This window comes from Aerosakkonema funiforme FACHB-1375, from assembly GCF_014696265.1.
GTDB lineage: Bacteria > Cyanobacteriota > Cyanobacteriia > Cyanobacteriales > Aerosakkonemataceae > Aerosakkonema > Aerosakkonema funiforme_A.
Genome location: NZ_JACJPW010000027.1, coordinates 20,847 through 35,177, shown reverse-complemented (window position 1 = coordinate 35,177; position 14,331 = coordinate 20,847). Strand labels below are relative to the sequence as shown.

9 protein-coding genes and 1 pseudogene are annotated in these 14,331 nt (G+C 42.2%); 2 read left to right on the top strand and 8 right to left on the bottom strand.

Annotated features, from left to right (window positions below; genetic code table 11):
* Positions 1–46: 46 nt before the first annotated feature.
* The 3 genes and pseudogenes from H6G03_RS12345 to H6G03_RS12335 form a co-directional block, all read right to left on the bottom strand.
* Positions 47–1,493: pseudogene (locus tag H6G03_RS12345) on the bottom strand (type I restriction enzyme subunit R domain-containing protein); the annotation flags it as partial.
* A gap of 26 nt (positions 1,494–1,519) precedes the next feature.
* Positions 1,520–3,541 (bottom strand): NACHT domain-containing protein, encoded by a 2,022-nt coding sequence (locus H6G03_RS12340; protein ID WP_190464672.1) that lies wholly within the window; start codon positions 3,539–3,541, stop codon positions 1,520–1,522.
* Positions 3,542–3,838: 297 nt separating this feature from the next.
* Positions 3,839–4,765, bottom strand: coding sequence for a 5'-methylthioadenosine/S-adenosylhomocysteine nucleosidase (locus tag H6G03_RS12335; RefSeq protein ID WP_190464671.1), 927 nt, complete (start codon positions 4,763–4,765; stop codon positions 3,839–3,841).
* Between the two features lie 726 nt (positions 4,766–5,491).
* Here H6G03_RS12335 and H6G03_RS12330 point away from each other — a divergent pair.
* Both H6G03_RS12330 and H6G03_RS12325 read left to right on the top strand, forming a co-directional pair.
* Positions 5,492–7,099, top strand: coding sequence for a DEAD/DEAH box helicase (locus H6G03_RS12330; RefSeq protein WP_190464670.1), 1,608 nt, complete (start codon positions 5,492–5,494; stop codon positions 7,097–7,099).
* Between the two features lie 30 nt (positions 7,100–7,129).
* Positions 7,130–7,342: a hypothetical protein gene (locus H6G03_RS12325; protein ID WP_190464669.1), complete on the top strand. Its 213-nt coding sequence runs from the start codon at positions 7,130–7,132 to the stop codon at positions 7,340–7,342.
* Positions 7,343–7,832: 490 nt separating this feature from the next.
* On the opposite strand, the gene H6G03_RS12320 is transcribed toward H6G03_RS12325, so the two are convergent.
* From H6G03_RS12320 to H6G03_RS12300, 5 genes are all read right to left on the bottom strand, one after another.
* A complete protein-coding gene (locus H6G03_RS12320; protein WP_190464668.1) occupies positions 7,833–9,632 on the bottom strand; it encodes a hypothetical protein in 1,800 nt (599 codons plus the stop codon).
* A 1-nt stretch (position 9,633) separates the two neighbouring features.
* On the bottom strand, positions 9,634–9,951 hold the full coding sequence (locus H6G03_RS12315; RefSeq protein ID WP_190464667.1) for a hypothetical protein: 318 nt from the start codon (positions 9,949–9,951) through the stop codon (positions 9,634–9,636).
* 10 nt (positions 9,952–9,961) lie between these two features.
* Positions 9,962–11,800 carry a type IV secretory system conjugative DNA transfer family protein gene (locus tag H6G03_RS12310; protein WP_190464710.1) on the bottom strand — a complete coding sequence of 613 codons (1,839 nt, stop codon included), beginning with the start codon at positions 11,798–11,800 and terminating at the stop codon, positions 9,962–9,964.
* 2 nt (positions 11,801–11,802) lie between these two features.
* Entirely contained in the window at positions 11,803–12,348 is a 546-nt protein-coding gene (locus H6G03_RS12305) for a hypothetical protein (RefSeq protein WP_190464666.1), read from the bottom strand.
* 93 nt (positions 12,349–12,441) lie between these two features.
* Positions 12,442–14,328 carry a hypothetical protein gene (locus H6G03_RS12300; RefSeq protein ID WP_190464665.1) on the bottom strand — a complete coding sequence of 629 codons (1,887 nt, stop codon included), beginning with the start codon at positions 14,326–14,328 and terminating at the stop codon, positions 12,442–12,444.
* Between the last annotated feature and the right edge of the window lie 3 nt (positions 14,329–14,331).

The following is a 14,331-nucleotide window of genomic DNA, read 5'->3' as shown; positions in this document are numbered from 1 at the left end:
AGAAACGCCAATTAGGAAGGAATCGGTTCATTAACATTGTGAATTGGCGAATTTCATTGTCGATCGCCAATGCCAAAGCCTCATTTTGGTCTAGGTTATCGTATAACGCTCGTTTGGCGGGAGAATTCAGAGATTGAGGGTACTGGGTTGAGGTTGCAGGTTGGGTAACTTGTCGGCTGAGAGTCACAATTTTATTCAGGTAGTCCTCATACTCCTGAGCGGCTGTTTTGCGTTCCTGAATCAGTTCATCCAAGAGTTCCGACATTGTGCCGAAATACTTGGGGTTGGTGGGACGTTGGTCGATGATGACTTTGCGTAGATTGTTCTCGATGGTTTCGGCAACGGCTTCTGGGTTTTGTCTGATGCCTTTGGGTAGGGTATTGACTGCATCCTTGCCGCGATCGACAATCAACTCAATCAGCGTCATATCGTCGAAAGTGGAAAGCACTTCGCTCTCTTCTGCGCCAATGTAAATATCGATCAGGTGGCGCATGGCGGGTTCATAAGCTTTCAGGTCGATCGCATCCCCACTGGCAAGTTTTACTTCGGCGCGAATTTGTTCGTAATATTTGACTTCTTGTTTTATTGTTTCAATTTCAGCAGATGAATAGCCAGCTTCTAGCATATCGTTTGCTAGGTTAGCGTAAGCTCGAACTAGAGAAGCGGTGAGTTTGTAGAGGCTAACTCGCTTTTGTTCGTGTTCTTTTACTAAGTCTAGGTCTTCGGTGTTGGAACCACAGAAATAGCGGATGTAGGCAAGGGTATCTTTCGGCGGTTCTACAGGTTCGCACAGGGCTTTGATGCTTTCTCTGGCAGTTTCTAGGCGTTCGACTCCCTTTTCTAAGCGATCGCTCAACAACCCATCTACATCCCCTCGATCGTAATCTTCAAATGCTTCGGCAGTGTAGTCTTGAACGGATTTTTCTAGGCTTTTGAACAGGTCTTTGTAATCGATAATGTAACCATACTCTTTATCGTCGTCATCGAGTCGATTAACGCGACAAATTGCCTGAAATAATCCATGATCTCTCATGGATTGATCGATGTAGAGATAGGTGGCAGAGGGCGCATCGAAACCTGTCAGGAGTTTATTCACTACGATCAGCAGCTTCATTTGGGCGGGTTCTTTCACAAATTTGTTTTTGACTTCCTCCTCAAAAGCTTCGGGGGTTTTACCGTTCAACATTTTTTGGTAAATTTCATACTGCCGCAGCTTTTCGGTGTATTCATCTGTGTCAGTGGTTTCGCCTTTTATACTTTGGAGAGAGCCATCGTATGAAGTGACGATCGCACATTTTTTAAAGCCTCGATTCTGGAATAACTCATAATATTTGCAGGCTTGGTAGATAGTACCTGCTACCAGCAGAGTATTGCCCCGACCATTTTGTAAACGGTCTTTGGTTTCAAAGTCTAATAGGAATATCGCTGACAATTTTCTCTAATCTGGATGCTGAACTTAAGACTTTTTGCAAAGTACCCCAGCGTTGCTTTAGTGCCAAAATCTTCTTCAAGTCACACTTTATAAAGGAGCGTTACCAAGAAGACCATCTACCCAAGAAACTCGCTTTAAGTCATCCCACAACCATTTGTAGGCTAACTCTGTTGCCGAGGTAGGTTTAAATACATCCAGTATTGCTGAATGTATTGAAGTCCTAATCCACCGAGCTGCTTCGGGACGCAGGGAAAGTAGCCGTTTGTCCAATCTTGAATGTAAGCTGCTATCTCCCATAAAGTGACCGTCTTCACCAATACGAAAGTCAACGTAACTTTGTTGCTCATAGGGTAGAGCCTCGAAATACCACTCTAAACCGAGAATCCCTTTTAGTTCATCATCTGGCTTGGGTAGAACGATTACACCAACAAGACGGGCAGGGAGTGTTACTGCCGTTGCCAAATGAGGTGCAAACTTGGGAAACCATGTACTGACAAGTTGCTGGTATCCCTCAATCGCTCCTGCATACACAGCCTTGGCACGAGCTAAGATTTGCTGTTGACTGTAGCTTTCCCAAATCCATCCACCTTTGAACCTACAGTCTGGACCAGGCCAAGGAGGACGCAACTCCGCTTCTCCAATCTCACGAAGACGATTCACTTCTGTTGTGAGTTGATTGAGATAGTGTCTACGCATTTGCTCATTCATTCGTGAGTGAAAAATATTCCACGGTAAGCTGGAGATACATTTCTCAATTTCGTTGAAAGGGATAGGATTCTGATAAAAAATTTCACGTCGAGTTACCTTTAGTGCTGTCTGCCAAACAGCTTCCCGTAAAAGAGTCCCATCCGTAACTGGTAGCATACGATTTTGCAATAATTTGGAGAGCGAAGTAACTAGCTCATGTAACGTCCATTGCCAAGCCCAAGGCGACTTGTGGCTAGGCTTACCTTGGCGAACTTGAGGCCAATTCGGAAAAGATGGCAATTCAGACAAAGGCAACTTAACGATATTAGCTAGAGTCTCATTCCCACGATACCAGGCAGTTTTAAGCCGCCCTTCCTCTGTTTGTATTTGTATACCAATAGGCTGGAGTGTGCCGTCCTTCCTTACAGGTGCAATCACCGGGGAAAGTGTGTCGCTTCCCTTTACCCATGCCTGCATAGCAGTCCTTATTCGCTGTCCGCATTCATCTAATAGTGGTAAAGAAATTTTCTGTGTATAATTCCAACCTGTTCTCGCTAGTTCTTCATTGACAATCTCTGCGGTAAAAGCAGGATGCTTCTCAGCAAGTGGTACAAGTAGTTTTGATACTGTGTCATGGTCGAAGTAACCAACAAAGATAGCTAATGGATACCGCCAACGTTCCAGTCTTTCAAGGTCATTTGTGAGGTCATTGGGGTCAGGGATACCAGCAGCTAAGCTGTGCGCTGCAAACCACTGAGATAGTATAGGCAGTGGGAAACTAATATTTCCAGCATCTTCAATAACTAACCCTGAATCTAAAAGCATCTGTAATTTTGATGTTGATGCGACCTCAGTTCTAGAGACTAGACCCGTTGTGCGATCGGTAGAAAGAGCTGCAAGGCGCTGTAATACTTGCTCAACATCGGGGTTACTCGCTCTTGCCTGTCGGAGGGAACGCTCAACAAGATTTGAGAGCAATTCCCCTTCAGAGTTGGGTGCCATCATGTTTCGGTCTCGTAGGTAAATACCAAGCAGGATGGCAAATAAAGGTCGGTGAATAGCATTATGAACAGATTGCGGCCATTTAAAAGTCACATATGGCGTAATCTGCTGTCCTGAAAACCTCTCAACGAGAGCATAAGCATCCTGATCGGAAATTAAAGGAACTTTAACAGCCTCTTCCGATTCAACTAGGATGGGAATTGGTCTACTGGTGATAACCACAGTAGTTTTCGCCCATGCGTTAACGAGAATGCGAGCTTCATAAAGCAAATCGGCTGCAAGACGACTTCCCGCTTCATCGGCTCCATCAACGATTATTGCAGCACCTTGGGAGAGTGATTTTCCCAATTTACTTATTTGTGCTTCTACAGCTTGTTGTAGCTGCCCTGCAACCTTCTGCGCTTTCAAATATACAGGCACAGGAGCATTGGCACTCTCGCAGGCTTGCTTAATTGCCCTCTGAAAGAGACGCTCCGCAATTAGTGACTTGCCTGCACCGAATTCTCCAATTAGTAAAATAAGTGGCTTGCCATCATCAGGTTGTAACTCAGGCCAAGCTGCTCCAATAGATAAATCATCAGCAAGTGCAATAGCCTCAGTTCGAGGTACTCCAGCAGCTTGCCAGAGGGATATGCACCGTCCTCTGGAAAGCCCAGCTAGATCTTTTAATTCAGTAGGGGGATTTAACTTTGCCCGCTCCCGGTCGGGCGAACCCAGTCAAAAAACAGGATTGTTGAAGTTAGTAGTATTAACTCCACCCTGGTTAATTACCGCAGCGTTCTCTGCGACCTTGGTGAAATTGTGGACAGTTGATGATTGAGAATTCAAACCATCTGTATCTCTATCCCTAGCTTCTGTGTCGCGCACTTCGTCTAGAGTAAGCTTCGCCAGAATCTCGAAAGCGAAAGCACTAGCGTGTCGTGCAGCAGTCTCCTGAGAGCCAGCCGCATCTGCGTTGCTCTTACCCTCAATTAGATCAGAAATACCACGAATAATTAGTGCGTTTATTTCTGGATTGGCACGAACAGCTTTGAGAACCCCGTGACTCTCCATTTCCACTGCCAGCGCATCACCGTAATTTGAACGGAGGAGCTGATAGACATCAGAACTCGTCGAAGCCACCACTTTATCACCTGCGGCTATGGCTCCAATAAAAGCACGAGGTTTCTGTGTTGGGATGGGTTCTCTAATCCGCTCTAACCAATCTTCCTTCCTCGCCACAGCCTTAGCTCTCTGTTCCAGGCGGTAACTCACGAGACTTACGTTTGGCCTCGGTAGGAAAGTCTCCTCTACAACTTTTCCTGACTCATACCCATAAACTTTCGTTGCGGCTACCACATCACCGAGGTTGACATCTTTGATTCCGCCTGCTACCCCAACGAAAAGTACAACGTTTGGCTTGAAATAGTCGATGGCTCGTTTAGTTTCAACAGCGGCTTCAGCATTGCCTGCCCCGATTTCAACAATTCCTACTCGCCAGGAACAACCGTTGGATGAGAAGTTTCCAAGCTCGTAAATGGTTCCTTCCGGGTGTTCCTCTTCCTGGAGGTCAGTTAAGTGAGTGCAAACAGCTTTAAACTCAACACGAATAGCAGTAAGTATAACCGCGCAAGGTAAATTGTGGCCTTCTTGTCTCGATTTCACTGGTTTCAAACTCCCTGGTTAAATCACTCAAAAAAACTTAATATGCGCTCCGAAGCCTTTATCTGTTCAGCAATCAGCTGACTTATGACCGTATCCTTATCTAGTCTTTCTCTCCAAACACTTGATTGAAATGAACTGTCGCCCTTTCCAAGTTAGCACGGGATTTTGTCCGCCATACTAGCTACTAGCGATACTAAGGAGCTTGTGTAAAAACCGATAGTTCCCATACTCCATACCTTGCGTAACAAGGGTTATTCTTCTTTGACCACTGCATGAAGGTTAATTACTTACGATTTTGACACTATTTTCAGCCTTATATAATGAATTAGCCCTGGCAACTATTAAGGACTAAATCATCTCGCATCTGTGCCAAGAGATTGAAACCAGCACTGTATAACGGTTAATGATAAGGTACAGAGCATCAAACGAGCGCCGCAAATTTCTTACCTAAGACATAGCAATTGTATTTCTTAGGTAAGCTTTTCAATTTTAGTTTTACGTGCATTATCTCAGCCCAACGTAAGATTAAATGAATAAAAAAACGGCTGTATTTTTGTATTTATAATCTTAAATTAGTCTAGGCGCTAAATTTATTTAGCATTTCCTGGTTTCATTTTTGTATTTATTAATTAATTTATCAGTGCTTCACCAGCAAGCATTGAATGGGCTTTTAACTTATTTAATATTACCGCGACAGTTGAAAAGATATTCGGGGAGGGAAGTTATTTGAAAGCCCAGGATCACTCGAAAACTTTAGAAAATAAGACTCTACCAAAACTGCGAGATTACCAAAAACAAGTAATATCAGATTTAAACATCCAAATTCAAGCCGGACACCAACGCAACCTGATCGTCGCTGCTACGGGGTCAGGAAAAACGATCGTGGCAGCAGAGATTGTTTATAACGCTTTTTTGAAAGGTCAACGAGTTTTATTTGTAGTGCATCGAGATGTTTTAATTCAGCAAACTTTAGAAAAATTTGGCAAGTTTGGTATTAATTGCGGAGTAATAGCAGGAGGACGCAAAGAAGAAAGACAAAATCGAATCCAAATAGCTTCGGTACAAACTTTAGCTTATCGGGAAATAGACGAATGGTTTAGACCCAATTTAGTTATCTGCGACGAATGCCATTTAACCAGCTTCACAAGCGTAATGCTCAAACGCTTTCCTAAACTCAAAAATTGTACAAGTATTCCTTCTAATAACTGCATATATATTGGACTAACTGCCACCCCATTTCGTCTTGCTAAGAAAGAAGAATTAGGAGATATTTTTACTGGATTGGTTATTGCACCTTTTCCAGAACAGTTAATTAAATGGGGATTTTTAACTCGACCAGTTTATTACAGTAATGGTGAATTGGATTTATCAGAAGTAGGAGAAGAAAACGGGGATTTTGCCATTCAAGATTTGGAACTAAAATGCAATGTACCAGAAGCGATCGCAGCCGCAGTAAAAGAATGGCAGCGTTTGGCGGCGGGTCGGGCAACCATTGCCTTTGCAGTTAGTATAGCTCATGCTCGCGCGATCGCATCTTCATTTCGAGATGCTGGAGTTCCAGCCGCTCACGTAGATGGGTCGATGTCGCCTAAAGAAAGAAATATTTACTATGAAAAATTATCTAAAGGAGAAATCAGCGTTTTAGCTTCTTGTGAATCCTTAGCAGAAGGCTATGACGATCCAAAAGTATCTGCGGTACTTTTATGCCGACCAACTAAAAGCAGAGCCAAGTATTTTCAACAAGTAGGTAGAGGTTTAAGAATATCACCAAATAAAACAGATTGTTTAGTATTAGACCAAGCAGGATTAGTGAAAAGATTTGGGTTTATTGAAGATTTTCGAGAGGTAAATTTAAATGAATCTGTAGAAACAGAATCCGGCGAAATTCCGATGAAAACTTGCCCGGTGGAATTGGGTGGCTGTGGTGCATTAACTTGGATTGCAACTCCTCGTTGTCGCCAGTGCGGTTATGATTTTGTACCAAGAGAAAAGCTGACCCCAATCCAAGCTTTAGAACGGATGATTAGAGATGAAGACCGTCAGAAATTCTATTTTTATCGCCAAAAGTTAAACGAAGCATTTGCTAAAGGTTTTTCTCCAGCTTGGGCAGCAGAACGTTGGCGAGAGGAATATGAAAATAGTGCTTACCCCCCTGAAGATTGGGCTAGAGGCGCAATTTTTGGCGATAATCCAACTCCGGTATCAGAAGCGAAATATCGTAAATATTTAAATATTATTGCTGGAAAAAATCATAAGCCTAAACAATGGGTTGTTAAATATATGAAATGTGAGTTTGGGGCTGATTGGGCAGAAACGGAAAGTGTAGCATCGTGAGAGATCATATTGAGTTTGGTGCGGAATAATATGTCCATCCAATACCCGCCCCAGGATGATTCCCAGATCTTCTCCCGCCTCCTGAATTATTTCGTTAGGTACATTTTCTGGCGAGATGCGATCGACAATACTCTGAATTCTGCCTCGATATATTTCTACAAAAAGCAGGATATTACTCAAAGCAGCAAAAAATTGAGTAAGTACAATGTTGTCTGGTCAGCGGGACAATCTTTGTCTGACTAAGGAAAGCCCCTCTGTAGCATCTCGTTCAGTTTGCTCTAGTTCCTGATTTAGTCGGTCAATGAGAGCTAAAATTTCGGATGGTATAGGCATTGTGAATTAAAATCTAATCCTTAAAGCATATGTGACTTGAAGAAGAAATTGGCCAGGGTGGCCAACTTTACGTTCCAAAGATAGCTGGTCAACTTTACATTCCAAAAAAGGCCGGAAAATGACATGGAGGCAAACTAAGGATCTTCGCCATTAAGTGGCGGGTTATTTGAGGGAGTTGAAGTTGGCTGCACCATTTTTACTGTATTTGTGACCACTTTCTTCTTCCGAACTGGCTCCAAATCTGCTTCTTATTTAACGATGGAATCAGCCTTTCAGCTTTATAGTTGGCCAATTTCTTCTGACAAAACCTGGCCAAAATCTTCTTCAAGTCACAGCATAATATCAATACTTGAGTAACTAAGTGTTAGCTTAGATGCGATTTTCTTCATGCTTCTGTGAATTAATCACCAATTTCCTTGTCTCGCGATTTTTCTTTTTTCGGTTGTAAGGATATTCCTGGCGCTCGCAGTTTCGGTAAAATAGCCTCAAAGTAAGCTAAATCACGTTCAGATAGTTGAGTAACCATCTTGCCACCAGACTGAACTAACAATAAACCCCGCCCATCTTTAGAGTGAATTTCCACAACTCCCTCCGTGGTAGCCTTCCATTTATAAGAAAGCTTTCCATCAATTTCTACTGCACTATTTTGGGATTTTGCATAATTTACCAAAGCGCTAGAAAGCTTTTGAATTCGCAGATAATAATCCACTTCCTGCTGTCCGACAACGGCAAACGCACCACCCGGTTGTCTACCTTTAATTTGTGCCATTACCAGTTCAGTCAAATCTCGTTCTTGTTCAGGGTGAAGTCGAACATTGGAATCAACACGTACACCCAAACCACTAGCGCGAAACTTGAGAACTGTTTGCCCATCTCGATCGCTAAGCGTGTAGTTTTTCCCATCTCTTTGAATGACATAATTAGCAACATAAATAGTTGACCTATCGGGGGGTACTTTTTGGCTGTAGAAACTGCGAATAGCATTTGCATAAGTGTGGCATTCTTCCCGGCGTTTAAAGTCTTCCCAGAGGTTCGTGACAGTTTGTTTAGCTTGCTGCCACCAGGAAAATTGAGTAGGCTGTTCAACCCGTGCAGTGATTAACTGCTGCATTTGGCTAACTGAATTCTGCAAAGAATTAATCTGTTGATTTTGTTCCTGAATTGTCTCTAATAAAGTTTGCATTTCAGTGCTATAATTGGCAGCCATTTGAACGGAAGCCGTTTGAGGAAGTGCGGCAAGCGATCGCTGAACTTTTTCATAACCAGAAATACTCTGCGATTTTTCACTAGCTTGTTCAATTTTATGTTCTATATCTGGTTGGGATTTAGATTGTTTCTGCATCGCCTCCCGCACGAAATTATGAATAGAACCATCAGTTATACCAGAAAGTTCTTCTACTTGATGGATGAGTTTGAGCAATCTGGCTTCTTTTTGTTCCTCTGGAGTTAACGAGTTAAAAAGTTGTTGTTTTTCCTGATAAGGAACTCCAGTATAAGCTTGGTTAATTATTTGGTAATTTCCCTTCTTTATACCCTCTCTTATTGCTGATAATAATTCAGGGTTAGGAGGATAAACTGTATTGGATGCCTCTACTGGGATTGGGATTTGGTCATAAGAATTTTGTAAGTTGTTCTCGCGATCGCTTTTTGACCACAGTTTTTCAGATTCTAGAATAGGTAACGAACTATCAGTACCAAGTTCAATTGGCGAGTAATAATCTTCCTCTTCTGGAGGTGACGGTAAAGGTTTATTTTCCAACCATACGGATTCTGAATTTGGCTCTGCAACTGTTGAAAGAGATTGTTCAGTAAAATTTTCCTGAGATTTTGCCTTCATAATTTCATTAATAATTACCTTTCCTTGGCGATCGGATTGCAAGATAATCCTCCCATCCAACTCGATTCGTTTGTTAGCTGCTTCTGGTATTAACCCACCAACGGGCGTATCTCTTAGTTTTTCAAGCAGCCCTAATAACTCTGGATTGATTACTTGTCCAACCAACCCAGTCACCTCATCTTTAAATTGATTAGTTTCTCTTTCCATTCCATAAACTAATCGGTCATTATCGTAAATTTGTAAACCTCTAGCTTCGGGGTTTGATTCTTCAGTTTCACTTCTCAATAACTCTTCTAAAAAGTGCCGCCATTGTTCGATTAAGTTAACTGCGTCTCCTTGAGAACCTGTAAAAATATCTGGCATTTCATCCTCCTTCAATTACATTGAGTAAGTTACTCGCTTTTGCCATTAAAGTGAGCCTATCTATCACGATAGAATCGCCAAGATAGAAGAAAACAAGCTGTCCATCTAGATACCAAGCTATGAAATTTGTCAAGTCTATTTCAGGTCTATGACACTGGTAAGGTTCGCCTAAAACACTCCCAGCTAGTAATCCTAAATCATCGAAAATTTCCACTATTTTAGGTTGGTAATCCAAAGGCAGTGGAGGTAAAGCTAATGCCTTTTCAATTTCTCTTTTCCAAAAAGGAGTTAATTTTTCCAATGTTTGTGCTAATTGCATAATTTTCTGCTTAAAATATGTCTGCTAATTCACTTGCTCCGGGATTACTCTTACTTTCTTCTTTGTCTGGAAGTGGAAAAAGCTCAGAAGCTAAAGCGCGACGAACGTTAAATTGTTCTCGCCGTTCTTCCTCACTGATAGTCAAAGTCCTTTGCTGCAATTTTTGCTGAATAAAGTTCCATTTATCCTCAGACCATTGCATTTCAGCGACATCATCTTTGGGAACTTTTACGGATTGAAATAGAGGAACATAAGCTTCATCGCCACGAGTATAGGCCGGGTTAATAATAACCGCCTTCCCGGTTTTCATTTTAGCAAATTGGGCGGCTTCTAATAAATGCCGTTTCTGAATATTTTCATTGATACTTCTCGAACCTCCACCTTTGCCCGTACTGCGACTTTTAGACTTAAGTTGAATTTCCATTTCTCCTAAATAATCAGCAAAAAGTTTAGACGATTCCGGGTCTTGGGGGTTAAAAATGAATTTGGTTGCTGTACCCCCAATAATTGCTCTAGCTAACTCTTTCCCATAAGCTTTTTCAAGCTGACTAACATTTTGATAACCCAAAATTCCACAAAAGCCATCCTCTCTATTCTCATTCAGCCAATTAACTAAAGCAGGTAAATAAAGAGTAGGCAACTCATCTAATGCTACTACTAATGGGTCTTGGCGCGGCACAGTACGCGAAACATTCCGGTTGACAATCATGTGAAGAATCGCGGCTAAGAGTGGCCCGACAATATCGCGATTGTTTCGGTCTAATCCGAAAATCACTAACTGTTTTTCATCAATATCTAGAGGTAAAGTAGTCTGACCACAGAAAGCCCCGACAAAATCTTTCTTTAAAAATCTTTGAAAGATTCGTTGTGCTGTACCGACGATACCAGAAACAGTTTTTTCTGAATCTTTGACGCTAATTAATTGAGAAAGCGGGCGAGAAGTCCAAACCTTTAGTTTAGTCTTAGAAGCTTCTTCTAATCTGAAAGCTAAACTAGGCAAACTTAAAATAGCTTGTGCCATCATCAAATCACAGTATTCATCTGTACCTGTCAAAGTTTTAATGGCTTTAGTCACTAATAAAATGCCTTCAATTAACGCATCTCCCGCATCCTCAAAAAACTTATCGCTAGAAGCAGTTCCTCCACTTTTATCGAAGTTTTTGTTTAAAACCATTGATAGTTGACCTGCGGCGATCGCATCTTCTTCATCTCTAATCAAATCAAGGGGATTGCAAATTTCGCTTTCAGGAAAACCAGGTGCAAAAACTCTCACGGTATAACCCCGCTTCATGGCGTAAGCTACAGCCCGTTTAGTTTGCGCCGGATATTTAAAATCGTAAAGACAGACTGGGAAACCTTGGTCAAGTGCTGAACGAATCAAAGGGTCAATCACGCTGAAAGTTTTTCCCGAACCCGCTGCACCTATAGCACAAATCCCCCGTTGGGCATCCGGTACGTATAAAGTCGGTGTCGCAGCGAATGTTTGGATTGTTTGCTGCCAAGGATTTAACTTTTTAATCAGTCCAGCAGTTTCCCACTCTTGACGCAGCTTTTTTCTGATATGATCTGGTGTGCCAATATAGAGAGCGACGTTATTGCGAGTCACTTTTCGCATCTGTTTTTTAGCAACTTTAGCAGCACGGGTTTTTTCTTTTCCACTTCCCCAGTAGCCAGTAGCAAGCTTGCCTTTCTTACCAACTCCATTTAGCAATTGTAAAGCGATCGCAAAACCCAGACATCCTAACAGCATCAACCCACTGGGGGACTGAAGTTGGTGAATTAACTGTTGAGTCGGAGCCAACTTAGAAAGATTAGGAGTATTCGATTGACTTAAAACTGTAGCCTTCATATTCACGATTTAACCTCATTAAGCGATTGATTCAATAGCACTAAGCGTCCTGATTCAAAACAAAAATGGCTTCTACTGACTAACTCGTTAGAGTTTCTTTGAAATACATCTAAACACGGATACCCATTTCTCGTTTCGGAGCTTTGGACTAACAAGCTAAAACCTTTGGGTAATTGAGGTTTTAGCATTAAACTTAAAATCCTTTGACTATCCGTTGTGTAGGCGCTATATAAACAGCCAGCAACGCCGCACAATTTAGCCGTATTGAAGTCAAAGACGAAATATTTTTGATCGGCGGCTAGAGTAACTACTTTGACTTTAACTGCATTGGGGAAAGATTCATTACTGGCGCTTTGAAAGTTTTCTTTTAAAACTTTTTGAAACAAAGCCGTTTCGACAACTTTCTGTGCAGGTTGCCAGGTCAATGTCGTTGGTTTGTTTACTTGCGTCTTAGCCATAAAGCCCCAGCCAAAAGCAAAGAGCGCTATCAAGCAGGCTACAATGACTACCCGAAGTCTATGTTTAGTAAATAGTTCAACATTTTTCATCAAAAACCTCCCTTGAATACTCCCGCTATTCAAGTGTTAGCGTTAGAAATAAACGAAGTAATGCCTTCACCGCGTACCTTTATTATGGGAACTTTACAGACAACCCATTGACTGCAAAGCTTGTTCGTAATTAGCTTCGGTTTTCTGACCGTAGGATTTAACAGTCAATTGACCAAAAACATCGCTAGCTTGAGCATCTATTGGAATCGAAGAGCCGCCGAAGTGCATTTGGCCCACTCGTTCAATTAATCTTGAACCTGTAAAAAGTTGCCCGGTTTGGGGGTCGATGGTACTGGTAGCACGATCGAGCAGCACCCTGGCATCCGACCGAAATAAATCTTCTTGTTCTTGAGGGCTGAAGTATTGCATTAACTCATCTGGTGTGATAAGATTACCTCCATCCAAACGCGACAAAAATTCAGTTCCGCCTGGTTTGGCAGCAATTAGCGATCGCACATCGGAACGATAGGACATAAACTGCTTGCTTCCCAAACCGCGTCCGCAGTTTCCAGCGCGATCGCAACTGTAAGAACCTACAGATGTATAATCACCTTCCAGAGAACTAATAGCCTTAGATAAAGCATCTAAAACGACACCATTATGGGTGACTTTGCAATCTGCGATTTCCTTAATAAGAAATCCTAAATTTCCGCTAGTTGCGCTGGGAATTTGAAAGCTATCTTTTTGCTGATAACGCGAATTGTTAGCAGTGGATTCGAGTTGTGGTGGCGTAGCACCTGTTGAAGTTGATACGCTATTGCTGGTACTAGGTTCAATTAATCCTAAGAAAATCGGCATCTTTTCTTGATAGGTGAGCCAAGGAATAGGGCCAATAAAATACGGAGTACAGCCCAAAAACTTCATGCACATACGGAAAAAGAGTGCTTGAGATGCTTCGCCAGTCGTTTCCTTGACTTCCCAAATCGCCACTTTGAAAGCATTGCCAAAAGGGTGTCTTCCGGTAGGTTCTTTCCCGTTGTTAACCCGCGCTAGTACGCCATGTCCGCCTTTGACTTGTTGGTACTTTCCCGATATCCATTGCTTCCCCAGAACTGTTTCATCTCCAGCTAATTCGATGTGGGCGCAGTCGCGATCGCATTTCACACTAAAGCCTTGGCGATCGCTTCCTGAAATTGTGCGATTTCGCTCCTGTTCCGCTGTTCCAAACGCAACATCAACTAAACCCACAGTAGAACCTACAGCTTGAATGGGATTAGGAAATTGACTGAAAGGAACGTTACTCAATCCAGGCACTTCTTTAATCAAAACTCTTTCCCAATCTTTAAATGAACCAAGGGCAGTATTTGGTAATTCGGGAATTGAATCAGATAAAGGGTAAGCTTCGAGTGGAATATCGTTCAGAGACAGTTCGCCCAATATGGGAGACTTTTGTAAAAGTTGAGCAATTGTTTCTGAAGGATTAAAACCTTGGGTCAGCGAAGCCGCTAATAAGTCATTAATTGGCAATACCTCTCCAATTTTAAAATTTTTCAAGGTGGGAATAGCCTTAACCAAACTGGCAATGCTTTGGAATTTTATGGCTCCAAAATCTGACAACTTGAACTTGGATAAATCTAAACTTACCAGTTGGGCAATCGTTGCTAAGTTGAATTTTTGGAGATAAAAAGATTCTTCAAAATCGCCCAGTCCTAGAAAAGTGTCAGGTTTTTGGCCTGCCGCCCAAGTACGGGATGGGTCGAATCCTAATTGAGAAACGATATCTGGCGGTACTGTAAAACCTCCATCGGATAAAGCTCCTGGCAAGGAACCAAAACTAATCTGACTCCAGTCGGGAATTGCAGCATTTTTAAAGGTTGCGATCTCAATTGCTGCACCCGGTACACTTGCAGGCGGAAATTGAGCTGTACTGGGAAAGAAAAGGCCACCAAAAACAAAAGCCAAAATAAACCCCAAACAGCATTGACCGAAACGCTTAAATCCCACACTGTTAAAAACCCTTATCAAACGAGCTATCAACATACT